The sequence below is a fragment of the Winogradskyella sp. A2 genome (assembly GCF_046762865.1).
Lineage (GTDB): Bacteria > Bacteroidota > Bacteroidia > Flavobacteriales > Flavobacteriaceae > Winogradskyella.
In genome coordinates this window covers 473031-498718 of record NZ_JBKQXM010000001.1, presented here as the reverse complement: position 1 = coordinate 498718, position 25688 = coordinate 473031, and the positions used below count along the sequence as shown (strand labels likewise).

The 25688-nt window shown below is 32.5% G+C and carries 25 protein-coding genes; 19 read left to right on the top strand and 6 right to left on the bottom strand.

Going from position 1 to position 25688, the window contains the following annotated elements; genetic code table 11:
• Position 1 precedes the first annotated feature (1 nt).
• Positions 2 to 2632: a valine--tRNA ligase gene (locus ACFWV9_RS02170; protein ID WP_411893592.1), complete on the bottom strand. Its 2631-nt coding sequence runs from the start codon at positions 2630 to 2632 to the stop codon at positions 2 to 4.
• 185 nt (positions 2633 to 2817) lie between these two features.
• Here ACFWV9_RS02170 and ACFWV9_RS02165 point away from each other — a divergent pair, with 185 nt between their 5' ends.
• Positions 2818 to 3246 (top strand): DUF1573 domain-containing protein, encoded by a 429-nt coding sequence (locus tag ACFWV9_RS02165; RefSeq protein ID WP_411893591.1) that lies wholly within the window; start codon positions 2818 to 2820, stop codon positions 3244 to 3246.
• Positions 3247 to 3278: 32 nt separating this feature from the next.
• On the opposite strand, the gene ACFWV9_RS02160 is transcribed toward ACFWV9_RS02165, so the two are convergent.
• Complete coding sequence (locus ACFWV9_RS02160; protein WP_411893590.1) at positions 3279 to 4598, bottom strand: aspartyl protease family protein; 1320 nt, start codon at positions 4596 to 4598, stop codon at positions 3279 to 3281.
• A 151-nt stretch (positions 4599 to 4749) separates the two neighbouring features.
• Here ACFWV9_RS02160 and ACFWV9_RS02155 point away from each other — a divergent pair, with 151 nt between their 5' ends.
• From ACFWV9_RS02155 to ACFWV9_RS02140, 4 genes are all read left to right on the top strand, one after another.
• A complete protein-coding gene (locus ACFWV9_RS02155) occupies positions 4750 to 5940 on the top strand; it encodes a pyridoxal phosphate-dependent aminotransferase (RefSeq protein WP_411893589.1) in 1191 nt (396 codons plus the stop codon).
• Positions 5940 to 6953 carry a UDP-N-acetylmuramate dehydrogenase gene (gene murB / locus ACFWV9_RS02150; protein ID WP_411893588.1) on the top strand — a complete coding sequence of 338 codons (1014 nt, stop codon included), beginning with the start codon at positions 5940 to 5942 and terminating at the stop codon, positions 6951 to 6953. Before ACFWV9_RS02155 ends, murB begins: the two co-directional genes overlap by 1 nt.
• A 184-nt stretch (positions 6954 to 7137) precedes the next feature.
• Entirely contained in the window at positions 7138 to 7671 is a 534-nt protein-coding gene (locus tag ACFWV9_RS02145; RefSeq protein WP_411893587.1) for an RNA polymerase sigma factor, read from the top strand.
• An 11-nt stretch (positions 7672 to 7682) separates the two neighbouring features.
• Positions 7683 to 8474: an RNA polymerase subunit sigma-70 gene (locus tag ACFWV9_RS02140; protein ID WP_411893586.1), complete on the top strand. Its 792-nt coding sequence runs from the start codon at positions 7683 to 7685 to the stop codon at positions 8472 to 8474.
• A 68-nt stretch (positions 8475 to 8542) separates the two neighbouring features.
• Here ACFWV9_RS02140 and aqpZ read toward each other — a convergent pair whose 3' ends face one another.
• Positions 8543 to 9229, bottom strand: a complete 687-nt coding sequence (aqpZ, locus tag ACFWV9_RS02135; protein ID WP_411893585.1) for an aquaporin Z — start codon at positions 9227 to 9229, stop codon at positions 8543 to 8545.
• Between the two features lie 123 nt (positions 9230 to 9352).
• On the opposite strand from aqpZ, the gene ACFWV9_RS02130 reads away from it, so the two are divergent.
• From ACFWV9_RS02130 to ACFWV9_RS02100, 7 genes are read left to right on the top strand one after another with little or no spacing between them, the layout of a single operon-like run.
• Positions 9353 to 9556, top strand: a complete 204-nt coding sequence (locus tag ACFWV9_RS02130) for a membrane or secreted protein (protein ID WP_411893584.1) — start codon at positions 9353 to 9355, stop codon at positions 9554 to 9556.
• A gap of 6 nt (positions 9557 to 9562) precedes the next feature.
• On the top strand, positions 9563 to 10675 hold the full coding sequence (locus ACFWV9_RS02125) for a glycosyltransferase (RefSeq protein ID WP_411893583.1): 1113 nt from the start codon (positions 9563 to 9565) through the stop codon (positions 10673 to 10675).
• Positions 10666 to 11211, top strand: a complete 546-nt coding sequence (locus tag ACFWV9_RS02120) for an RNA polymerase sigma factor (protein WP_411893582.1) — start codon at positions 10666 to 10668, stop codon at positions 11209 to 11211. The genes ACFWV9_RS02125 and ACFWV9_RS02120 overlap by 10 nt, the downstream gene beginning before the upstream one ends.
• A complete protein-coding gene (locus tag ACFWV9_RS02115; protein ID WP_411893581.1) occupies positions 11211 to 12455 on the top strand; it encodes an Nramp family divalent metal transporter in 1245 nt (414 codons plus the stop codon). Before ACFWV9_RS02120 ends, ACFWV9_RS02115 begins: the two co-directional genes overlap by 1 nt.
• A gap of 51 nt (positions 12456 to 12506) precedes the next feature.
• Positions 12507 to 13379 carry a lipoyl synthase gene (lipA, locus tag ACFWV9_RS02110; RefSeq protein ID WP_411893580.1) on the top strand — a complete coding sequence of 291 codons (873 nt, stop codon included), beginning with the start codon at positions 12507 to 12509 and terminating at the stop codon, positions 13377 to 13379.
• Positions 13379 to 14377 (top strand): type I glyceraldehyde-3-phosphate dehydrogenase, encoded by a 999-nt coding sequence (gene gap / locus ACFWV9_RS02105; protein WP_411893579.1) that lies wholly within the window; start codon positions 13379 to 13381, stop codon positions 14375 to 14377. The genes lipA and gap overlap by 1 nt, the downstream gene beginning before the upstream one ends.
• A gap of 47 nt (positions 14378 to 14424) precedes the next feature.
• Entirely contained in the window at positions 14425 to 16662 is a 2238-nt protein-coding gene (locus ACFWV9_RS02100; RefSeq protein WP_411893578.1) for an ATP-binding protein, read from the top strand.
• On the opposite strand, the gene lpxK is transcribed toward ACFWV9_RS02100, so the two are convergent.
• Positions 16659 to 17657: a tetraacyldisaccharide 4'-kinase gene (gene lpxK / locus ACFWV9_RS02095; RefSeq protein ID WP_411893577.1), complete on the bottom strand. Its 999-nt coding sequence runs from the start codon at positions 17655 to 17657 to the stop codon at positions 16659 to 16661. The genes ACFWV9_RS02100 and lpxK overlap by 4 nt on opposite strands.
• Before the next feature lie 40 nt (positions 17658 to 17697).
• On the opposite strand from lpxK, the gene ACFWV9_RS02090 reads away from it, so the two are divergent.
• From ACFWV9_RS02090 to msrA, 3 genes are all read left to right on the top strand, one after another.
• On the top strand, positions 17698 to 18792 hold the full coding sequence (locus tag ACFWV9_RS02090) for a Nif3-like dinuclear metal center hexameric protein (RefSeq protein ID WP_411893576.1): 1095 nt from the start codon (positions 17698 to 17700) through the stop codon (positions 18790 to 18792).
• A gap of 2 nt (positions 18793 to 18794) precedes the next feature.
• Complete coding sequence (locus ACFWV9_RS02085) at positions 18795 to 19580, top strand: zinc ribbon domain-containing protein (RefSeq protein WP_411893575.1); 786 nt, start codon at positions 18795 to 18797, stop codon at positions 19578 to 19580.
• 128 nt (positions 19581 to 19708) lie between these two features.
• Complete coding sequence (msrA, locus tag ACFWV9_RS02080; protein ID WP_411893574.1) at positions 19709 to 20371, top strand: peptide-methionine (S)-S-oxide reductase MsrA; 663 nt, start codon at positions 19709 to 19711, stop codon at positions 20369 to 20371.
• A 31-nt stretch (positions 20372 to 20402) separates the two neighbouring features.
• On the opposite strand, the gene ACFWV9_RS02075 is transcribed toward msrA, so the two are convergent.
• Positions 20403 to 21203, bottom strand: coding sequence for a class I SAM-dependent methyltransferase (locus ACFWV9_RS02075; RefSeq protein ID WP_411893573.1), 801 nt, complete (start codon positions 21201 to 21203; stop codon positions 20403 to 20405).
• Between the two features lie 40 nt (positions 21204 to 21243).
• Between ACFWV9_RS02075 and ACFWV9_RS02070 the strand changes: the two genes are divergently transcribed.
• Positions 21244 to 21924: a hypothetical protein gene (locus tag ACFWV9_RS02070; RefSeq protein ID WP_411893572.1), complete on the top strand. Its 681-nt coding sequence runs from the start codon at positions 21244 to 21246 to the stop codon at positions 21922 to 21924.
• Between the two features lie 145 nt (positions 21925 to 22069).
• Here ACFWV9_RS02070 and ACFWV9_RS02065 read toward each other — a convergent pair whose 3' ends face one another.
• A complete protein-coding gene (locus tag ACFWV9_RS02065; protein WP_411893571.1) occupies positions 22070 to 22489 on the bottom strand; it encodes a (4Fe-4S)-binding protein in 420 nt (139 codons plus the stop codon).
• Between the two features lie 107 nt (positions 22490 to 22596).
• Between ACFWV9_RS02065 and kynU the strand changes: the two genes are divergently transcribed.
• Genes kynU through ACFWV9_RS02050 form a run of 3 tightly spaced genes read left to right on the top strand, consistent with a single transcriptional unit; the run spans position 22597 to position 25688 of the window.
• Positions 22597 to 23871 carry a kynureninase gene (gene kynU, locus ACFWV9_RS02060; protein ID WP_411893570.1) on the top strand — a complete coding sequence of 425 codons (1275 nt, stop codon included), beginning with the start codon at positions 22597 to 22599 and terminating at the stop codon, positions 23869 to 23871.
• Complete coding sequence (locus ACFWV9_RS02055; RefSeq protein ID WP_411893569.1) at positions 23861 to 25279, top strand: FAD-dependent oxidoreductase; 1419 nt, start codon at positions 23861 to 23863, stop codon at positions 25277 to 25279. Before kynU ends, ACFWV9_RS02055 begins: the two co-directional genes overlap by 11 nt.
• Before the next feature lie 4 nt (positions 25280 to 25283).
• The gene (locus ACFWV9_RS02050) at positions 25284 to 25688 is read left to right on the top strand and encodes a RidA family protein (RefSeq protein ID WP_411893568.1); all 405 of its coding nucleotides are present in this window, start codon (positions 25284 to 25286) and stop codon (positions 25686 to 25688) included.

Below are 25688 nucleotides of genomic sequence, written 5' to 3'. Positions count from 1 at the left end.
ATTATACACTCAAACTTGCTAAACTAGCCTTAATAGTCTCAATTTTGGCTTTAGCATCGGCTTCCTTTTTCCGTTCTGATTGAACAACCTGTTCGGGTGCATTATTAACAAAACGTTCATTGGAAAGTTTTTTCTGAACTGATTTCAAAAATCCTTCCGTGTAATTCAATTCTTCAGTAAGCTTCTTTAACTCAGCTTCAACATCTATGCTTCCTGCCATTGGGATAAAGTACTCATTAGATTTTACTCTGAATGTTAAAGCTCCATCAACAGCATCATTAACGTAGTTAAAACTACTAAGATTTCCTAACTTGATAATTACATCATCAAAAGATTTATTTGATTTTTCATTATTGATGACCAAACAATCAATAGTCTCTTTAAAAGCAATATTCTTTTGTTTTCTAATATTTCTTATTCCAGAAATAACTTCAGAAGCAAAATCAAATTCCGTAATCAGGGGTTCATTTAATGCTGTTTTTTCAGGCCATTTTGAGATAATCAATGCCTGCTCTGGTGTACGCTTTTCAATATATTGCCAAATTTCTTCTGATAAGAACGGCATAAATGGATGAAGAATTTTTAGTAAGTCTTCAAAAATTGAAATTACTTTTTCTAATGTTTTGGAATCAATTGGTTGCTGATATGCTGGTTTTATCATTTCTAAAGTCCAACCACAGAAATCGTCCCAAATTAACTTGTAAGTTGCCATTAGGGCATCACTTAATCTATACTTGCTAAAATTATCTTCAATTTCTACAATTGTTTTTTGAAATTTAGACTCGAACCATTCAAGAGCAATCTTGCTTGAAGTTGGTTGATTAATTGTATTATCTACCTCCCATCCTTTAATTAGCCTAAAAGCATTCCAAATTTTATTGGCAAATTTCTTTCCTTGATCACATAATTCTTCATCAAATAACAAGTCATTTCCTGCAGCAGAACTCAACAATAATCCAACCCTAACACCATCTGCACCATATTGCTCAATTAATTTTAATGCATCAGGCGAATTACCTAGTGACTTAGACATTTTTCTACGTTGCTTGTCCCTTACTAATCCCGTTAAATATACATTTTCAAAAGGACGTTCGCCTTTAAATTCATATCCTGCAACAATCATTCTTGCCACCCAGAAAAAGAGAATGTCTGGTCCTGTTACCAAATCATTAGTTGGGTAGTAATATTTAATTTCTTCATTTTCTGGATTTCTAATACCATCAAAAACACTCATAGGCCATAACCAAGACGAGAACCAAGTATCTAAAGTATCTGTATCTTGACGAATGTTCTCCTTTTCAATTGTAATACCTTTGTCTTTAATAAGACCATAAGCTTCATTCAAATCCTTTGCAACCACAAAATCATTTTTTCCATCACCATAGAAGTAGGCTGGAATTTGCTGTCCCCAATATAATTGTCTAGAAATATTCCAATCACGAATATTTTCCATCCAATGTCTATACGTATTTTCAAATTTCTTAGGAAATAGCTTAACCTCTCCATTTTTCAATACTGCATCGATGGCAGGTTTGGCCAAATCTTTCATTTTTAAAAACCATTGATCACTCAATCTAGGTTCTATGACAGCTTTTGTGCGCTCTGATGTCCCAACCTTATTAATATAACTTTCGGTTTTAACTAAAACACCAGATTCTTTTAGCTCCTTAGTAATAGCTTTTCTTACTATAAATCTGTCTTTACCTTCATAATGCAGACCGTAACTATTTAATGAGGCATCTTCATTGAAGATATCAACCACTTCGAGCTTATGTTTATCGCCTAGAACTTTATCATTTTCATCATGTGCAGGCGTTACTTTTAAACAACCAGTACCAAATTCAATATCTACATATTCATCCTCGATAATTGGGATAACTCTGTTGCAAATAGGTACAATAGCCCTTTTACCTTTAAGATGTCTGAATCTTTCATCGTTAGGATTAATACAAATGGCTGTATCACCAAAAATAGTTTCTGGTCTTGTGGTGGCTATTGTAAGCTTTTCATCACTTCCTTCAATATTGTACTCCAAGTAATACAATTGGCCTTGTCTTTCAACATATTCAACCTCTTCGTCAGATAATGTTGTTTTTGCTTCGGGATCCCAATTTACCATTCTATAACCTCGATAAATTAGACCTTTGTTATATAATTCAATGAAGACTTTAATTACAGCTTCTGACATTTCGTCGTCCATAGTAAATTTTGTTCTGTCCCAATCACAAGAACAGCCTAATTTCTTCAATTGCTCCAGTATTACACCACCATATTCCTCAGTCCAATCCCAAGCGTGTTTTAAAAACTCATCTCTGGTAAGATCATTTTTATCAATACCTTGTTCTTTTAGTTTTGCAACAACTTTAGCCTCAGTTGCTATAGACGCGTGGTCTGTTCCTGGTACCCAACACGCATTTTTACCCAATAATCTTGCACGTCTTATTAAAACGTCTTGTATCGTATTATTAAGCATATGTCCCATATGTAAAATTCCTGTCACATTCGGAGGAGGAATTACGATAGTATAAGGTTCTCTGTCATCAGGAACAGAATGAAAAAAATCATGCTCCATCCAATAGTCATACCACTTCTTCTCTACTGACAATGCATTATATTTTGATGGGATTTCCATATTTTGGTATTGTTTTTGCTAAGTAACTGACAAAAGTACTTATATTTCTTTTTTTGAAAAACAATTAGTGGACTAATATGCGTCAATACAGTGAAATACTGTTAAATAGAATGCATTACATCTAATTAATTTTGATGAGATTAAAAAAGTAAGTAGTTTTATATTATCAATTTAAAATTTAAATGATGAAAAAATTAATAGCAATTTTATTTGTAGGAATGATGAGCCTTGGACTTTATGCTCAAGACAAGAAAGTCGCAAAGATTGAGTTTAAAACAGAGATTATTGATTATGGCACTATTGAAAAGGGTGCTGATGGTGTTAGAATATTTGAATTTACAAATACTGGGAATGCACCATTAATCATATCTAACGTAAAGTCTACTTGTGGATGTACAGTACCAAAAAAGCCAAAAGGTCCAATTATGCCAGGCGAAACAGGAGAAATTGAAGTTAAATACGATACTAAAAGAGTAAATCCTATCAGAAAAACGATCACGGTAATTTCTAATGCTGAAAGACCTACTGTTGCACTTAAAATTAAAGGACTAGTTGTAGATCCTAGTAAAACAAGTGTTTTAGAAAAGAAAAGTAAAAGTATGATTGAGCAATAAATCAATCAGTAAAGAATAAATATTATGAGCTCTCAATTTGAGGGCTCATTTTTTTTAAAAGCATCATCCAATTTAAATTTAAACAGCATATTCTGGCCATCTCGCTCTATTCTTAAACGAATAGGTTTACCAGTCTTTCCATGTAATAGTCTATTAATTTCAGGCAATTTAAAGTCGTACGCTTGTTTGCTATTGATACTTATTAGTATATCTCCTTCTCTTAATCCAGACAGATACGCATTTGAAGATTTCCGTAACTCTACAATTTTATAAGCAGGTTTCAGTTTCATGATATAGTTAATTGTAAAATTAATCTGTACTGAATTATTATTATTGTTATCACTATATTTATCATAAGAAGGTATCCTAATCTGTTCTTTTACAAACATAGAGCCGTTGTGCTCTAATACAATTCCACTATTATTATAAGTGAATGAATCTTTGTAATAACTATTTTTCTTAAGGTATAGTCTTTCGTTTGTATAGTCAAAAAACAGATTAAAACGTTTCAAAATATCGCCACCTAAACTACCGTTGCGTTCTTTAAAAATTTTTGTTTTATCAATAGACAATGAATCCGGAAATGCAACATTGGCTTTTGGCAATGAAAAATCACTAATTGTAAACGTTTCAACTTTAGAACGTTTCCCATATATCGAACCACTTAAACCTTGACCTAAATAGTCATAGAAAATCATATTCTCTTTTGGTTTTAAATCTAAGGCTTCATCTTCAAAAAGCCATAAAGCATCACTGCTACCAGTATCAATAAGTAACTTAACACTTTGTTCATTCTTATCTATAGTAACCTTAGTATCTATGAATGGTTTCTTTCCATGAATAGTCATAGGAATAGATTTCCATTTTTTTGAAATTTTAGGCACAAAGGAACTAACCTTATGAAGTCTCAAATATTTAGAAGTATAATTTATCTCTACCACAAAATCTTTAAACACATCATAACCAATAATACCATGAACCAAGACACCTAATCGTGGTGTAAAATTTATGGCGTCATCATAGACAACAAATAAATCCTCATTGTTGCTATTAACGTTCCCTATTTTAAAAGTATTTTGAGTAGATCGTAAGGCTTTAAGTTTACCCTCAGCACCTAGACCATGCAAATAGAACGTTTTTGCGTTTTTTAAATCTATTGAATCTCTCTCTGATAAATTAAAAAGTATCGGTTTACTAACACCCGTATCTAGTACAAAAGACAACTCTACACCATTGACTTCAATCGGAATTATTATAAGATTACTAATAAACTCAAAGTTAATTCGTTCACTACGAATATCATTTAAGATAAAATTCTCCTGAGCATTTAAATTATGTATATTAAAAGTCAATAGAAATAACGATATGTAGAGGTAACAATGCTTCAATACTGTTGTGAATTTATTTTAAGTTACGAATCTTTAACTTATAACATTTTTTAAGAGTAATTTTTTAAATAAACTTTAAGAATTTTCAGAACTTTGTACACTAAATAATCTGTAGATGCCAAAAATTTCGAAAAAAGGTTTTAACATGCCTCAATCGCCAATTAGAAAATTGGTGCCATATGCTGAAGAAGCCAATAAAAAAGGTAAGAACGTATATTATCTAAATATTGGTCAGCCAGATATAAAAACACCAACTATAGCCTTAGATGCTATAAAAGCTTCTACCTTAGATATATTGGCTTATTCAAGATCAGAAGGGTCTGAGGAATACAGAATGAAAATTGCTCAATATTACAAGAAAAATGACATTGACTTAACACACAATGACATAATTGTAACAACTGGTGGTAGTGAGGCCTTATTATTTGCTTTTGGCAGTATTATGGACGAGAATGATGAAATAATTATACCAGAGCCATTTTACGCAAATTACAACGGCTTTTCAACAGCATCAGGAATTAATGTAGTCCCTGTAATTTCAAAAATTGAAAACAATTTCGCATTACCTCCAATTGAAGAATTTGAAAAATTAATAACTCCAAAAACTAAAGCAATACTTATTTGTAATCCAGGCAATCCAACAGGTTATCTATATTCTAAAGAAGAAATTAAAAAACTTGCTTCTATAGTTAAAGAACATGATTTATTCTTAATTGCAGATGAGGTTTATCGTGAATTTGTTTACGATGGAATTGAGCATTACTCCATTTTACAAGAACCGGGATTTGAAGAACATGCCATTGTTATAGATTCTGTTTCTAAGCGCTATAGTATGTGTGGTGCAAGAATTGGCTATTTGGTTTCAAAGAATAAAGAGGTAATTAAAACCGCACTTAAATTTGCACAAGCAAGATTAAGCCCTCCGACTTTGGCTCAAATTGCTAGCGAAGCTGCTTTAGACACACCTCAAAGTTATTTTGATGATGTCATTAATGAATATGTTAATCGTCGCAACTTGCTTATAAGTGAATTAGAAAAAATTGAAGGGGTGACGGTAGCAAAACCAAACGGTGCATTTTATTGTATTGCAGAATTACCTGTTAAGAATTCTGATGACTTCGCACGTTGGTTATTAGAATCATTTGACCACAACAATAATACTGTGATGGTGGCACCAGCTGCAGGTTTTTATTCTACGCCTGGTGTTGGGAAAAATCAAATTAGGATTGCATATGTTTTAAACGAAGACAGCCTTAGAACTGCTGTAAAAGTGTTAGCAGAAGCATTAAAAGTATACAAAGATTAATGAAAATTCAACAAAATATTTCATTAAAACCATTCAATACTTTTGGTATAGATGTTAATGCCAAAGCCTACTGCAATATTACATCGGTTGAACAACTATCTGAGTGTTTAATGCAAAATCATGAGGACGAACTCTTTATTTTAGGCGGAGGTAGTAATATGTTACTAACCGAGGATATTGAATCCTTAGTGATACATATCAACTTAAAAGGGATAAGTATTGTTGAAGAAAATGAGAATTCGGTCATTGTTAAGGCAATGGCAGGTGAAAACTGGCATGAATTCGTTCTATGGACTTTAAAACATAATTTTGGTGGCGTTGAAAATTTATCATTAATTCCTGGAAATATTGGAACTGCACCTATTCAAAATATTGGTGCATATGGTGTAGAACTTAAAGATGTATTTGTAAGCTGTGACACAATAGATGTTGAAAGTCAAAAGTCAAAAATCTATTCAAAAAAAGACTGCAATTTTAATTATAGAGAATCAATATTTAAACAACAGCTGAAAGGCAAGTGCATAATTACAAGTGTCAACTTAAAGCTCACTACGAAAAATCATAAACTGCATTTAGATTATGGTGCTATAAAAAGCCAATTAGAGTTGGCTGAAAAAACAAATCCAACCATCAAGGATGTTTCCGATGCGGTAATTAGTATTAGACAAAGTAAACTACCTGACCCAAACAAAATCGGCAACAGTGGTAGTTTTTTTAAAAACCCGGTTATTTCAGTTATTGATTTTAATGAATTAAAAGTCAATTTTCCGGACGCACCTTCATATCAAGTTTCGGAGACAGAAATAAAAGTTCCTGCAGGCTGGTTAATTGAAAAAGCTGGTTTTAAAGGAAAACGATTTAATGATTATGGTGTGCACCATAAACAAGCATTAGTATTAGTAAATTATGGTGGCGCAAAAGGAAGTGACATTCATAAATTAGCATTACTCATCAAAGCAACTGTAAAGCGTATTTTTAATATTGATATTGAGACTGAGGTTAATATTATGTAACACAAAAGCCACAGCAAATTGTGTGACTTTTGAATCTAGAATAATTTCTTAATATGCTATTAATCAAATTTTTATGAAGAAAAAATTATTCTAAATATTTTAACTTAACTAACGTTAAAAGGGTATTTAATTATATTTACGCTAATTATCCTAATTTGGATCTTTATTTTAATTATTTAACATTTTGAGTATAACACCAATAGAGCAAAAAATAATAGAACTGTTAGAAAAAGAGGACAAACGTGCCATAAGCCTTTTGTATGAGCACTACTCAAACAGTCTTTATGGTGTTATTTTAAAAATTACTATTAATGAGGAAATTGCAGAAGATGCGCTACAAGAAACATTTGTAAAAGTTTGGAAAAATGCAAGAAAATATGATTCTAGTAAGGCTAAACTTTTTACTTGGTTATTCAGAATTGCACGCAATACTGCAATTGATAAACTGAGAAGTTTTAATAATAGATTTCATAAGGAAGTCCAAATTGACACTTCGAACGTATATATCTTACCTTCAAGCAATTTAAATCAAGATGTTTTGGATATTAGGGAGCATGTAGGTAGACTAGAGGAAAAGTATCAGATTGTACTCAAAGCTCTGTTTTTTGAAGGAATGACCCAACAAGAAGCAAGTGACGAATTAAACATCCCTTTAGGTACTATTAAATCTAGATTGAAAATTGGATTACGTGAATTGAAAAAAGTTTACGATCCTTAAAATATTTAAAAATGGAAACAGAATTACATAAATTTTTAAAGTCTGACCTTCTTAATAAATATTTGGTAGGAGAAACTTCTATAAAAGAAACTCAAGAAGTAGAGTACTTCATTTCCAAATATCCTGAGGCATCATTAGCATATGATAAACTTCAGAAGAATTTAGAAATTATAGCAAAAGCGGGTGCTGTTGATGTGCCTAAACATGTATTAAAAGATATTTTAACAACACTTGATGAAGAAAACCAAACAAAGGTTATACAATTGGTGCAACATAAAAAAACATCTTGGTATAGTATTGCAGCAAGTGTAGCAGCAGTTTTATTTGCAGTTTCATCTTTCTTTTTATATCAAAAGAATCAAAATTTACTAGATGAAAACAATGTGGTAGTAGATGAGATTTTTGACTTAAGAAGTGATATAGAAAACAACAATACAAAACTTGGTGAATTATCTGATCTATTGATGAAATTAAATAATCCAGATGCCAAGAAATATGTAATTACAGGTAATGAACGTGCTAAAAACTTAAAGACTGTAGCATATATTAATCCGGTTGACAAAACTTCTATGATTGACGTCATTACCTTACCACAATTGCCTGAAGAACAACACTATCAAATTTGGGCAGAGCTTCAAGATAGAATGGTGAATTTAGGTATCTTAAATGAATCAGATCGTAAGTTGAAACAAATTCCATACATGGAAGATGCACTAGCCTTAAGCATAAAAATTGGTAAAAAAGGTGAAGAAACCAATGAGGACAATACTGAAGTAGCAGAAATTTCTCTTAAGGAGAATTAAGAACGAAATAAATTTAATTTAAAAGGCGCTTTTTAAGCGCCTTTTTTTTGTTCCTTTCCTACTCTTTTTCATTCTTTTTCAAAAAGTGATTTATGGATAAATCCACCAATTATGGCACCAGCAATTGGTGCTACCCAAAACACCCAAACTTGTGCTAAATGACCACCATCAGAAAACAAAGCCTGACTTAAAGATCTTGCCGGGTTTACAGATGTATTTGAAATTGGAATACTTATTAAATGTATTAAGGTCAATGCTAAACCAATAGCTATTGGTGCAAAACCTTTTGGAGCTCTCACATTAGTACTTCCTAATATAACTATCAAGAAAAATGAGGTCAAAACAACTTCAGCTACTATTACAGATACCATGCTGTAACCATCTGGCGACAAAGCATCATAACCATTAGATGCAAAACCTCCCACAGTTTCAAATTCCGACTTTCCAGAAACGATAAAATACAATACTGTAGCCGCTACAATTGCTCCAACAACTTGAGCAATAATATAACCTATTAAATTCTTGGCTTCAAACTTTCCACCAGCCCAAAGACCAATAGAGACAGCCGGATTAAAATGTCCGCCTGAAATATGTCCAACAGCATATGCCATTGTTAATACGGTTAAACCAAAAGCCAATGCTACACCCACAAATCCAATTCCTAATTCTGGAAATCCTGCTGCAAAAACAGCACTACCACAACCTCCAAAAACCAGCCAAAAAGTTCCAAAGAACTCTGCAAATAATTTTTTCATAATTGATATAATTAATTAGTTATTAATAATTATGTGACACAACAAATATTCTTCAAGTCACAAATGAAAACAAAAGAAAAAATAAAGTAAAAGCTTATCTTTGCACTCTATATAAGTATTGATATGAAACTTCTATTACTTACTCTTGGTTTATTAGCGTTGGCAATCGCAGGAATTGCAATTAAGATATGGGCTAAAAAAGATGGTGAATTTGCTGGGACTTGCGCAAGTCAAAACCCAATGCTAAATCAAAATGGTGAAGCCTGTGGATTCTGTGGTAAAACACCAGAACAATATAAAGACTGCAAAGAACCTCAACATTCTTAATCTTTAATGAGCTTAATTACTATACTATTTGTAGCTTTTATTGCAATAGTTAGTATTCAATCTATCTATTATTTATCTTTTCTATTTGCATTCGCAATTAAACGTCCTGAAAAGAAACTAAAGCAAAACCTACCTTTATCTGTTATTATTTGTGCCAAAAATGAAGAAGAGAATCTAAAAGTAAATCTTCCGGCAATAATTAATCAGAAGTATTCAAATTTTGAAATTGTATTAGTTAATGATAGCTCTTCTGATAATACCTTAGAGGTAATGAAGGCCTTTGATTCTAAACACAGTAATATTTCACTTGTAAATGTTAAAGTTAATGAAGCATTTTGGGGCAATAAAAAATATGCCCTTACACTTGGTATTAAGGCGGCAAAAAACGATTTCTTAATTTTTACAGATGCTGACTGCACACCTAGTTCTGAAAATTGGTTAGCTAACATAGGTGGTCACTTTTCAAATACAAAATCAATTGTTTTAGGTTATGGTGCATATATTAAAAAGCCATTCTCTTTATTAAATAAGCTTGTTCGTTTTGAAACTTTAATGACGGCTTTACAATATTTTTCTTATACCAAATTAGGTATACCATATATGGGTGTTGGAAGAAATATGGCCTATAGAAAAGAATTATTTTTTAATAATTCTGGATTTAACAATCACATGCACCTTAAATCTGGTGACGATGACCTATTTATTAATGAAGTTGCCACAAAAGTAAATACAGCTATTTGTTTTACCCAAGATAGTTTTACATTATCTCAAGCTAAATCAACTTTTAAAGATTGGTTTTTTCAAAAGCGTAGACATGTAAGCACAGCTATACTATATAAGGCAAAACATAAATATTTGTTAGGATTATTTTACTTCAGTCAATTGGCATTTTGGATACTTGCCCTGTTGTGTTTTATTTTAATTCAAGATTGGCAATTAGTGTTAATCTTATTTATATTTAGGCTATTAATACAATTAATTTGCGTGGGTTTAACGTCTTATAAACTAATTGAAAAAGATTTGATATTTCTAACTCCAATTTTAGATTTATTTTTAGTTATCTCCCAATTATTTATCTTTAGTGCTAATCTCATATCTAAACCAAAGCATTGGAATTAACAGAAGCAATTAACAGAGCAAAACAAAATGATCAGATTGCATTTAATTACTTGCTAGATACTTTTTGGAATGACGTATATGCGTTTCAATTAAAGCGAACCAAAAATGAGAATGACGCTGAGGACATCACCATTCAAACTTTTTCAAAAGCTTTTGATAAAATAGATACATACAACGATAAGTACAAATTTAAAACTTGGCTAATCACTATTTCTAAAAATATTCATATTGACCTAGTTAGATCTCAAAAAAAGTCAATTCGAAATACTTCTAAAGATAATGAAGACCATTACTTTGACATTATTGACGACTCACCTTCTCCTGAAGATAAAATCATTACTGAACAGAATTTAGCAAATCTCCTTAGAGATATTAAAAAACTAAAACCGCACTATCAGCAAGTTATAAACTTGAGATATTTTCAAGAATTGAGTTATAAAGAAATTTCAGAAGAATTGAATGAACCAATGAACAATGTAAAGGTAAAACTTCTGAGAGCTAAAAAATTATTGGCTGCAATTATTACCAAAAGCTAATGTTTAAAGCATTAAAAAAATTAGGTCCAGGATTATTATTTGCTGGAGCAGCAATAGGTGTATCACATTTAGTTCAATCAACAAGAGCTGGAGCCGATTTTGGCTTGGGACTGTTATGGGCATTGCTATTGGTAAATTTATTTAAATACCCATTTTTTCAATTCGGGCCAAGATATGCCGCAGCCACTGGTGAGAACCTCTTACAGGGTTATTACAAATTAAGCAAAGGAATTTTATTAATCTACTTTGTTCTAAACTTGGCAACAATGTTTACAATTCAAACTGCTGTAACAATTGTTACAGCAGGTTTAGCAAACTCACTTTTTGGTGACATAAGTCTTTTTAATAGTGAATCGTTGGGTGTGACTAGTATTCAAATCTATACACTTATTATTTTATGTATTTGTTTGTTATTCCTCTTTCTAGGTAAATACAGTGCCTTAGACAAACTCATAAAATTCATTATAATAGTTTTGACTATAAGTACTCTAACTGCTGTTGCTTTTGCATTTAATACCCATTCCGATGAGATTTCTTTTCTTCAAGTTTTACCAAAAAATTCTGTAGAAATTGCATTTTTAATAGCATTTATGGGATGGATGCCAGCACCATTAGATATTTCAGTATGGCACTCAATATGGGCTGTTGAAAAAAAGAAAAGCGAAAAACAATTCACACCAAAAACAGCACTATTAGATTTTAATATAGGTTACGCAGGTACTATAATTCTGGGTATTGCGTTTTTATCTCTTGGTTATTTGGTTATGTATAACACAGGAGAAACTTTTAGTAATAAAGCGTCAGAATTTTCAAATCAATTGATTGAATTATATACAAGTGCGCTTGGTAAGTGGGCATTTATAATAATAGGTATTGCAGCATTGACAACAATGTTTAGCACATCTATTACAACTTTAGATGCTTCACCAAGGGCGATGAGTAAGAGCATTGAATTGTTATTCAACAAATCTTATCCTAAGGGCTACTTATTTTGGATATTACTCCTTGTATTCGGAACATTGTTAATCTTCTTTGTATTTGCATCGGAAATGGGTTTATTAATAAAAATAGCTACAATACTTTCCTTTATTACAGCACCATTTTATGCGATTATGAATTTAATACTCATTACCAGTAAACATACTCCTAAGGAATGGCACCCAAACATTAAACTTCAAATATTATCATGGCTTGGAGTGATCTTTTTAATCGGATTTAGTGTCTGGTACCTAACAACACTTTAAGAGTATTTTAATTTATTACTTTGTATCTTTGCTTCTTGAAATTGAAAATGCATGGAAACGAAAGTTGCTTCAAATATATTACCAGAACGTAAACCAAAATGGTTACGCGTTAAGCTACCTACTGGTAAAAAATACACTGAATTAAGAGGGCTTGTTGACAAATACAAATTAAATACAATTTGTACATCAGGAAGTTGTCCTAATATGGGAGAATGTTGGGGAGAAGGAACAGCAACATTTATGATCTTAGGTAATATATGTACACGTTCTTGCGGATTTTGTGGCGTGAAAACTGGTAGACCAGAGACCGTAGATTGGGATGAACCTGAAAAAGTTGCGCGTTCCATTAAGATTATGCAAATTAAACATGCTGTTTTAACAAGTGTTGATAGGGACGATTTAAAAGACATGGGAAGCATTATGTGGGCAGAAACTGTTAAAGCAGTTAGAAGAATGAATCCTGAAACCACACTAGAAACACTAATTCCAGACTTTCAAGGTATTGAGCGTCACATAGACAGAATCATTAATGTTACACCAGAGGTAGTTTCTCATAATATTGAAACGGTGAGGCGTCTAACGCGCGAAGTGAGAATCCAAGCAAAGTATGATCGAAGCATGGGTGTTTTAAAATATTTAAAACAACAAGGTCAGCGAAGAACAAAATCTGGTATTATGTTAGGTCTTGGTGAAGCTCGTGAAGAAGTTATTGAGACATTACATGATCTTAGGGAAAATGATGTAGATGTTGTAACTATTGGTCAATATCTTCAACCAAGCAAAAAACATCTACCTGTAAAGCGTTTTATAAATCCAGATGAGTTCAAGGAATATGAAGAAATAGGTCTTAACCTTGGGTTTAGACATGTAGAAAGTAGTGCACTAGTAAGATCTTCGTACAAAGCACAGAAACACATTAATTAATGATTACTATTGCCATAAATGGTTTTGGTAGAATTGGTAGACGTGTTTTTAGACTAGCACTTGAAAATCCCAAAATAAAAATCGTTGCAATTAATGATTTGGCAGACGCCAAGACATTGAGCCATTTATTAAAGTATGATAGTATTCATGGTATTTTAAATGAATCGATATCCTACAATGACCATAATATTATTATAAACGAAGAACAAATACCACTTTTTAATGTTTCTCATCCTAAAAATATTGATTGGTCAAAGGTAAAACCTGATTTTGTTGTTGAGTCTACAGGTAAATTTAAAACAAAAGCTGAACTTCAGAATCACATAAAAAATGGTGCCAGAAAAGTAATTCTTTCAGTACCACCATTGGAAGACGATATCAAAACCATAATACTTGGGGTAAATAATGATAGTTTAGACTTAACAGACAATATTATTTCAAACGCTTCATGTACTACAAATAATGCTGCTCCAATGATTTCACTTATAAAAGAACATTTTGGTATAAAGCAAGCATATATAACAACTGTACATTCCTATACTACAGATCAAAGTCTTCACGACCAACCACACCGCGATTTAAGACGTGCAAGAGCGGCAAGTCAGTCAATAGTGCCAACTACCACAGGAGCAGCAAAAGCACTTACTAAAATATTTCCAGAATTATCAGATGTTATTGGTGGTTGTGGTATAAGGGTACCAGTAGCTAATGGATCTCTTACTGATATTACCATAAATGTAGAGAAACAAACCACAATAGAGGAAGTAAACCATCTTTTCAAAAGAGCTTCAAATGGTAAGTTTAAGGGCATTTTACAATACACTGAAGACCCAATTGTATCTATTGATATAGTAGGAAATCCTCATTCTTGCATTTTTGATGCTCAAATGACGTCTGTTATTGGAAATATGGTTAAAATAGTAGGTTGGTATGACAACGAAACCGGTTACAGTTCGAGAATTCTAGAATTAATTTGCAATTTATCGGATAAAACATGACTTTTGTCGAATAAATAATTATATTTGTTCAAACTAAGAGAGCTGAAATGTCCCGAATCAAATATTACATATTTGTTTTTTTAGCATGTTTTTGTAGCCTAGTTTTCGCACAACAAGATGATGTCGAAGATGTGGATATGCTTGCAATGAGACTACAGAACTTTATTGACCAAGCCAAATTAGAAAGTGACAGAGGTGACTATTATAACGCCAAAGACAATCTTAATAAGGCGCTAGATGTTGCTAAAAAAATAGAAGATAAATCCAGTCAAGGAATTATTTATACTAAAATAGCCAAGGTACAATTTCTTGTAAATGAGCACGAACAGGCTAATATATCTATTGCCAACGCACTTAATATTCAACGCGAAATTGATGATTACGGTAATCGCGCCGTAAGCTACAATATTAAAGGTGTGTTTTTAAGTACAAAAGGAGATTACGAAAACGCATTAGATTATTTTAAATCTGCCAAGAATTTATTTGAGCAAGAAGATTTAGAAGAATATATTTCAGAAGTAACATTAAACGAAGCAAAAGCACATATCGCATTAGAACAATACGAAAATGCCAAGACCCTACTTGATCGTACTGTTATCATTGCTAATAAATATGACCAACAACGCATTTTAAGTAGTGCTTTTATTCAATCCGGAAAAGTATTATGTGCATTAGGTAGCCATGATCTTGCATTTACTCAAGTAAATGAAGGTCTTAAAATCGCTCAAGCAAATAATTTAGTTGATAATGTAAATACAGCGTATATTACTTTGAGTGAAATTTATAATGACGATGGAGACTATAAAAACTCACTTGCCTACCTAAAAAGACATATAAAGCTATCGGATTCATTATTGAACATTCAAAGAGAGAATTTAACTATTGGTATTTCAGGCCAATATCTTGATGCGTATAAAAATGCTGAGAATGCTCAACTAAAGGCACAAATCGAAGAAGTAAGTGCTGAAAGTAATTTTACTAGAATTACAACAATACTAAGTATTGCTTTAATTACCATTTTATCCTTACTAACGCTGTCTTTATATAAAAACAATAATATAAGACTTAAAACCAACAACATGCTTCATAAGAAAAATGATGAGCTTATTGTTGCAAAAGAAAAGGCCGAATTGGCATCTAAGACCAAGGCAAACTTTTTATCTACTGTAACGCACGAGTTACGTACACCGCTTTATGCCGTTACAGGCCTTACTAGCATGTTGTTAGACGAAAACCCAAAAGAACATCAAATACCTCATTTAAAATCGCTGAAATTTTCAGGTGATTATTTATTGACGTTTATAAATGACATACTTCAAATCAACAAGATTGAAGCAAATAAAGTTGAACTAGACCCAGAGAAATTCAACCTTAAAACAAAAATTGAAAATGTAATGTCAGCTCTTAGCAATTCTGCAAAGGATAATGGCACAAAATTACATTTCAAATATGAAGATGGTCTACCAGAAACCTACGTTGGTGACCAACTTAAGATTTCCCAAATTTTAATTAACCTACTTGGAAATGCTATTAAATTCACAAAAGATGGAGACATCTGGGTGAGAACGAATAAGGTGGAACAAAAAGACAAGGTCTACCATTTACGTTTCGAAATTGAAGATAATGGTATTGGTATTACAAAAGAAAAACAAGATCAAATGTTTGAGAGTTTCTCACAAGGATCCGTACAAATTAACAGAAAGTATGGAGGTACAGGTCTTGGTTTATCAATTGTAAAAGGACTTATTCAGATACTTAAAGGTAAAATCTATCTTAAGAGTGAGCTTGGTAAAGGCACAACATTCTTTTTTGAAATTCCTTTAGAAGTTGCTGAAAAGTCTAAAATCAAAAAAGTTGAAGACGATAAAAAACCAAGTAAAATGGAAGGTTTAGATTTAAGCGGAGTTAAGATTCTTGTTGTAGAAGACAACAAAATCAATCAAATGATTACAAAGAAAATTCTCAATAAAATGGGATTACATTGTGATGTTGTTGATAATGGTGAAGACGCGGTAGAACAAGTTAAAGCAGTTGATTACAACGTTGTATTAATGGATATACATATGCCTGGAATCAGTGGTTTAGAAGCGACGAAAATCATAAGAACCTTTGATAAAGACCTAACCATATTTGCCCTTACTGCAGTAACTCTAGAAGATAAAATGCATGAATTTGGTGAAGCTGGGTTCAACGATATCATTTCAAAACCATTTAAGCAAGAAGACTTTGAGAATAAACTTTATGATGTGCTTACTGGAAAAGAAGTGGTTTCAAGTTTCTTTTAACCTACAAAAGATCTTACTAAATTATTAAACTTATCGCCTTTATCAATGCTTAATTTTATCGGTAAATAATACAAATTATCCTGAAGACTTTCATTACAGGATAACCTCATAAAATCTTTTTCTGTAGTTATTATCAATTCTCTTTGACTTAACATTTCAATTTCTGAAGCTCTAAAATTGTGGTGATCTGGGTATTCAATATGATCAAAAGTTAATCCTTTATTTACCAAAAATTCAACTAAAGGCTTAGCATTGGCAATACCAGTCACTAAGGTGAATTTTGGTAATTCCTCTAACTCTAAGTTAGATTTTAAGCCAATTACTATAGTGGCATATTCTATAAAACTAAAAAATACGCTTTGGTGAGGCTTAAGTTTCAGTCTTTTTCTAATCCGTTCCTTTTCATTTTCAGCAATACCTATTTTGCATTTTGTGACAACTACAATATTAGCACGTTTTCTACCAGACATTGGTTCTCTTAAATTTCCTGTAGGCAGCACAAAATCATTAAAATAAGGATTGCTGTAAGATGTCAATAAAATATTCATTCCAGCTTTTACTTTTCGGTGTTGAAAGGCATCATCCAATAAAATAACATTGGGAGGAACAACCGTTTTCAACAATTGAGAAATACCATGCTTCCTATCACTGTCTACCGCAACTGTAATGCTTTCAAATTTATTAAAGAATTGAAATGGTTCATCACCTATAATAGTTGCTGTAGCATTTTCATCTGCCATTACAAATCCTTCTGTACTGCGCTTATAGCCTCTGCTCAGAGTTGCAATCGAATTCTTCTTTTGTAATAAAGCAATCAAATATTCAATCATAGGTGTCTTACCTGTACCTCCTGTACTCAAATTCCCTACACAAATAATAGGCACATCGTAAGATTTAGACTTTAATAAATTATTATCATAGCACCAGTTTCTTAACCATGTAATGATATAATAAATTGGCACTATTGGAAATAATATAATTCGGATGAATTTCATTGCTACTAAAATATGCTATTTTTGATACAAATTACTAATTATGATAGTACAAGACGTTATTGACCACCTACATGATTTGGCTCCATTAAATTATGCTGAAGATTTTGATAATGTAGGTCTACTAGTTGGTGATAAAAACCAAAAAGTAAATGGAATATTAGTCACCTTAGATACACTTGAAGTTGTTGTGGATGAGGCTATTGAAAACAAATGTAATCTTATTGTTAGTTTTCATCCAATAATATTTAAAGGTTTAAAAAAAATAACTGGAAAATCATATGTAGAACGTGTTGTCATAAAGGCTATAAAACATGGTATTGCGATTTTTTCAATTCATACAGCATTGGACAATGCCTATGAGGGTGTAAACTCAATTATATGTGATCAATTAGACCTAGAAAACAAAAAGATTCTAATACCCCAACCAGGAAACATTAAAAAATTACAGACCTATGTACCAAAAGAAAATGCCGCCGAATTAAGAAATGCATTGTTTAAAGCAGGTGCAGGTAGCTTAGGCAACTACGAATCTTGTAGTTTTAATGTTGAAGGTAAAGGCACTTATTTGGGTAATGACGACTCAAATCCTGCAATTGGCGAAAAAGGACAACTTCATACGGAAAGCGAAACTGCAATTTCAGTTATTTTCAAAAAACATTTGGAAACGCAAGTATTAAAAGCACTCTTCACAAATCACCCTTATGAAGAGGTTGCCTATGAAATAGTTTCACTAAATAATACTGATGTAAATACTGGTATGGGTATGACAGGTGAACTCAGAAAACCAATGGAGGAAAAAAAATGCCTAGAACTGGTGCAAAAGACATTTAATTCAGAATGTATTAGACATTCAAAACTACGCTCAAGACCAATAAAGAAAGTTGCTGTTTTAGGCGGTTCGGGTAGTTTTGCAATTAATGCAGCCAAAGCATCAGGTGCCGATTTATTTATTACTGCAGATTTAAAATATCACGATTTCTTTACCGCTGAAGATGATATTGTTTTAGCTGACATTGGACATTATGAAAGCGAGCAGTTCACAAAATCATTTTTAGTAGACTATCTCTCGAAAAAAATTACTAGTTTTGCAATCATTTTATCAAAGACAAATACAAATCCGGTTAAGTATTTATAATTATGGCAAAAAAAGCTGAAGTTTCTGTCGAAGAACGATTAAGAGCATTATACGATTTACAATTAATTGACTCTAGAGTAGACGAAATAAGAAATGTCAGAGGTGAACTTCCCTTAGAAGTTAGAGATTTAGAAGATGAGGTTGAAGGGCTTACAAAGCGATTAGAAAAGTTAAACGACAGCCTTGCTGTTATTGACGATGAGATCAAAGGAAAAAAGAATCTTATTGAAGAAGCTAAAGCTTTAATTAAAAAGTATAGTGAGCAGCAAAAAAATGTTAGAAATAACAGAGAATACAACTCACTGACAAAGGAAATTGAATACCAAGAATTGGAGATTCAATTGGCTGAAAAACATATCAAGGAATTTAGGGTTCAAATAGATCAGAAAAAAGAAGTTATTTCTGAAACTAAAGACCGGTTAAAAGATCGTAATTCTCATCTTAAGCACAAAAAAGGAGAGTTAAATGAAATTTTAAAAGAAACGGAAAAAGAAGAAGAAGCGTTATTGGCTAAATCTGCAGATTTTCAAAAGAAGATTGATGAGCGCTTAGTAAATGCTTACTTAAGAATCAGAAACAATGTAAAAAACGGATTAGCTGTTGTACCAATTGAACGTGGTGCTTCTGGTGGTTCCTTCTTTACTATTCCTCCACAGGTACAAGTAGAAATCGCTTCGCGTAAAAAAGTGATTACAGATGAGCACAGTGGACGTATACTAGTAGATGCACAATTAGCTGAAGAGGAAAAAACAAAAATGAAAAAGTTATTTGCGAAGTTGAGTAAATAACCAATCAATAAAGCGTTACAAAAAGCCTATGCAATTGCATAGGCTTTTTTATTTAATATAATTTTAAAACAATTCATTTTAAGGAATAGTAAATTTGTTCGTCTATTAGAAAAAGAAAAATCGATAAAATGAAAAAGTTATTTTTTGCACTAAGCATTTTACTTTGTTTTAGTTGCCATAATGAAGCACAGTCTAATCCTAAACAACAAGCTGTTATTAATGCAGACCCTATCGAAGTACCTTTGGAAAATGGTATGGCGAAAGCTTATTTTGCTAGTGGTTGTTTTTGGTGTGTTGAAGCTATTTACGAAAGTGTAAAAGGTGTAGAAGAGGTAATTAGTGGTTATTCTGGTGGATACACTGATAATCCCACTTATGAATTGAGCAATACTGGAAGAACTGGACATGCAGAAGCAGTTGAAGTTATTTATAACCCAAATATTGTGAGCTTTTCTACTTTAGTCGATGTATATTTTGGTTCACAAAATCCTACCCAAGTAATGGGTCAAGGGCCTGATAGAGGTTCTCAATATAGATCTATAGTTTTCTACCAAAATGAAGCACAAAAGAAAACTATAGAAACAAAAAAGGAGGTATTGGCCAAAAAATTAGAATCAAAAATCGCAGCAGAAGTTTATCCATTTCAAAAATTCTGGATAGCTGAAGGTTATCATCAAGATTTTGAAAAAAGAAACCCAAATCAACGCTATGTGAGAGCGGTTTCTATACCTCGACTAAATAGATTTAAGGAAAAATTTCCGGAATTATTAAAAGAAGAAGCAAAACATTAATAAAAAGCCTGCTTTGAGTGCAGGCTTTTTTTTATTTTTTGGTCGCTTTAATTTCAAACAACATAGGAAATAATTGATCCTTCAATTTGTACATACCACTTTCTTGTTTTATCAAATTAGGAAATACATCATAAGGGCTCTCATCATATTCGTTTAGGTATTCTATTTGCAAACCTGCGTCGATAAGAGCGTTGACTACTTCGCTTAAACCATGATTCCAACCATACTCCTTGCTCACGATTTTAGAGGATTTATCAGCATAGGTACCTTCATATTCCTCATAAATTACCTCATCTTGGCTATAGTGATGTCTCATTTGTGCTTCTCCTTCGACATAATCAAACATCCAAAGTATTGGGTGAAATTCAATAATATAGAAGATTCCTCCTGGCTTTAATCTTTCAGAAATCATTTTTGCCCATGCTTTTAAATCAGGTAACCAACCAATAACACCATAACTTGTATACACAATATCGAAAGTATTGGCAATATGATTAGATGTATCTAAAACATTGCAACACACAAACTCAGCATCAAGACCTAGCTCATTATTTAATCTTTTGGCTAGTTTTATACCTTCATCACTAAGATCCACACCAACACATTTCGCTCCTAACCTACTCCAGCTTAATGTATCTTGACCAAAGTGGCATTGCAAGTGCAAAAAGTTCTTGCCTTCAACATTTCCAAGAGCCTCCAATTCATATGCCATTAAAGAGGTTTTACCATCCATAAATGCATCCAAATCATACATTTCACTTTGAGCATGTATAGCGACCTTTTTATTCCAAGTGGCCTTATTTACTTTAAAATAATTAGTATGCTCATTCATCCTTATGTAATTTTGCTTCTAAATTATAATAAGTTTTAAAATGAGAAACATCTCCATACTACTAATTTTCATAATTACTTTCGGTGCCTGCAAACCTGAAAATAAAGAAACTAATCAAAAAGAAGAGACAAAAGAGCTTTCTGTGGCAGAAAAAATTGCAAATACTCATGGTATCGAAAACTGGAAAAAAGTTTCTGAAGTGAGATTTACTTTTAGAGTAGATAGAGACACAATTAAAGGTAATGGTAGATCTTGGGTATGGAATCCAAAGAGTAACGAAGTTTCTATGATTATTGGTGATGCTGTTATTAGTTATACCAGACACAAAATAGATAGTACTCATATGGCAGCGGATAGAGCATTTATTAATGATAAGTTTTGGCTACTAATACCTTTTCAACTAGTTTGGGATACATCAACAACTATTTCTGAGCCTAAAAAAGCTGAATCTCCAATTGCTAAATCACAATTAGATATGATTACCATTACCTATCCCAATGAAGGTGGTTACACACCAGGCGATGCCTATGATATTTATTATGATAATGAATACTTAATTAAAGAATGGACATTCAGAAAAGGAAATTCTATAGAACCAACATTGAGCAATACTTTTGAAAACTATAAAGATTTTAATGGTATTAAAATAGCTATAGACCATAAAAGAGATAACGGTAACTGGAATTTAAATTTTGCCGATGTTAGCATAACATTAGATTAACACAAAAATCAGATTTTGGCATTACTTTTGTAACTTATAATGTAAGTTTCACGTCTGTCAACAAGACTATAAACGTATAACTTACATTTTCCGCCATAGTGCGTCTATATATTTTCACCAGCGCTTTGTTATCAAGGCGCTTTTTTTATCCTATAAATTCATGGTTAACATGAGCACCATCACAATAGGGCTTGTTTTTTGACGCACCACACCTGCAAAAAGCTGTTGTACGGTTTTTGGATTCTTTAGTCCCATCTTTATGAGTAACATTTAGAGTTCCATAAACTAATAAAGGTCCATTTTCAAGAACCTCCACTTGAGTTTCTAACTTTTGGGCTGTTTTATCTTTTTTATCGTTCATATAAAAACTTAATGCTCCAGATGGGCATTTTTTTACTGTAGTTACCAACTCCTCAGTTGAAGCAGCATCAATTTTAATCCAAGGTCTCGCATTTGGTTGAAATACATTTGGCGACCCCTTTACGCACATTGCAGAGTGAATACACTTTTTGGCTTCCCAAACTACTGTAACCTCACCATTACTATATTCTTTTGTCTTTCCCATTTCATTACGTTTTCCTTAAAGATAAGGATTTTTTCAGAGTCAAAAAATAGCTTTACTGCCTCGTCTTTAATTCTTATTTTTGTTTACAACCGATAAATCATTTCGTATTGTCCGAATTCAAAACAGGTTTAAATTTTGCTCTCAAGCTAGATAGAAGCGATAAGCTTTCTCATTTTAGAAATCAATTTCATATTCCAAAACATAAGGACGGTACAGAATGCATTTACTTATGTGGTAACTCCCTTGGACTGCAACCTAAAATAACTCCAGCATATATTAATCAGGAACTGAAGGATTGGGCAGAATTGGGTGTTGAAGGTCATGTACATGGTAAAAATCCGTGGCTATCTTATCATGAATTACTTGCAGATAATATGGCAACTATTGTTGGTGCAAAACCTATAGAAGTGGTAGTGATGAATACTTTAACTACCAATTTACATCTTATGATGGTTTCATTTTATAAACCCACAACAAAACGATATAAAATACTTATTGAAGGTGATGCTTTTCCGTCTGATAAATATGCTGTAGAGTCTCAATTACGCCATCATGGCTATGATGACAAAGAGGGATTGATTTTATGGAATTCGCGAGAAGGTGAAGAATTATTACGCTATGAAGATTTAGAATCTATTTTAAAGAAAAAAGGCGATGAAATCGCAATGATCATGATTGGTGGTGTCAATTACTATACTGGTCAGTTTTTGGATTTAAAACGTATTACCGAATTAGGCCATAAATATGGATGTATCGTTGGTTTTGATTGTGCCCATGGTGCTGGAAACGTTAATTTAGATTTACACCAATCTGGTGCAGACTTTGCCATTTGGTGTAGTTACAAATATCTCAATTCTGGTCCTGGTAGTTTAAGTGGTGTTTTTGTGCACGAAAAGCATGCTTATAATAAAAATTTAAACAGATTTACGGGTTGGTGGAGCCATAATAAAGAGACACGATTTAAAATGCGTGACGAATTTGATATGCTCCCAGGAGCAGAAGGTTGGCAGCTGAGCAACCCTCCTATCCTTTCCATGGCTGCAATTAAGGCTTCATTAGACGTATTTGCAGATGCAGGAATGGATAATCTGGTCTCAAAATCAAAGCAGTTAACTGCTTATTTTGAATTTTTATTAAACGAATTACATAATGATAACATAAAAATAATAACACCTTCAAATGAAAACGAGCGTGGATGTCAGTTATCAATTCAGGTTAAAAATGCCAATAAAAGTTTACATCACAAACTAACTGAAGCAGGTGTAATAAGTGATTGGCGAGAACCAGATGTAATTAGATGTGCACCTGTACCGCTTTACAATTCGTTTGAAGATATTTATAATATGGTTGAGAGACTAAAATTAATTTTAGATGAAAAATAACCAACAAAATATATTAATCATTGGCGCAGGTCTTTGCGGAAGCTTACTTGCATTACGAATGGGTCAACGTGGCTACAATGTCAATGTTTATGAGATGCGCGCAGATTTACGTAAAACGGACATCTCTGCGGGTAGATCTATTAATTTAGCCTTCTCTGATAGAGGTAATAAAGGCATGAAATTAGTAGGACTTGAAAAAAAGGTCAAGGAACTTTGCATACCTATGAATGGCCGTATGTTGCATGATAAAGATGGTAAAACTTATCTATCAAACTATAGTGGTCGAGAGCATGAATTCATTAACTCTATTTCACGTGGTGGACTTAATGCATTGCTATTAGATGAAGCTGAGAAACACCCGAACGTCAAAATTCATTTTAATAAAAAATGTAAGTCCGTAGATTTTGAAAATACCACTGCACTTTTTAAGGATTATGAGTCTAAAGACGAATTCGTCGAAGATGCTGATTGTATTATTGCAACAGATGGTGCAGGTTCGGCATTAAGAAAGAGTTATTATCTGGGGAAAAAGTTTCTATTTAGTTTCTCTCAAAATTTTTTAACTCATGGCTATAAGGAATTGACTATACTACCAGATGAAAATGGTGGTTATAAGACCTATAAAAGTGCTTTACATATATGGCCCAGAGGAGAGTTTATGGTTATCGCTTTACCAAATCTAGATGGTAGCTTCACGGTAACTTTATTTTTAAGTTATGACGAAGGGGAATATAATTTCAACAACCTTACAACTCCAGAAAGAGTCACAGAGTTTTTCAAAAAAGAATTTCCGGATGCCTTAGAACTAATGCCAAATTTAGTTGATGACTTTTTTGAAAACCCAACAGCGCCATTAGGCACAGTAAAATGTTCACCATGGCATTATAAAGGCAACACCTTATTAATGGGCGACTCAGCACATGCGATAGTACCCTTTTATGGTCAAGGCATGAATGCCTCATTTGAGGATGTTGTGGAATTTGATGCTGTCTTGGAAAAACATGAAGGCGACTGGGAAAGGATATTTACAGAGTTTAGTAAAACCAGGAAAAAGGATACTGACGCCATTGCAGATTTAGCCATAGACAATTTTCACGAAATGAAAGATCATGTAGCTAATCCTCTTTTTCAAAAAAAGCGTAAAATTGAAATGGCGTTAGAAAACCATTTCCCAAACACTTATTTTTCAAAATATAGTTTAGTTACCTTCAATGAAGATATTGGATATAGAGAAGCAATGTTACAAGGTAGAGCACAGGACAAAGCTATATTGAATATGTTATTTGATAGAGATATTAACACACCCTATGACGAATCTAACATAGATGAATTACACCAAATACTAGAAAAAATACAGAATGAAACCAAGGCAGTTTTAGAAGATAATAAAAATGCCAGATTAGATTGATATTATGAGTGAAAAAGCAGTAACACCAAGAGGAGCCTATCCACACACCAAACGCGTTGGTAATTTTATATTTGTATCTGGTACAAGTTCTCGCAGGCCAGACAATTCAATTGCAGGTGTTGACATCATTGACGAAATGGGCACCAAAAAACTAAATGCCTATACGCAAACACAAGAAGTTTTAAAAAATATTGAACGTAATCTAGCAAAAGAAGGTGCCACATTAAAAGATGTTGTAGATGTCACATCCTTTTTAGTAAATATGAATGACTTTGCAGACTACAATAAAGCTTACGCAGAGTTTTTTGATAAAGAAACTGGTCCTGCGCGTACAACTGTTGCAGTCCATCAATTACCTCATCCCGATTTAGTTGTTGAGATTAAGGTAATGGCTTATAATAAATCCTAA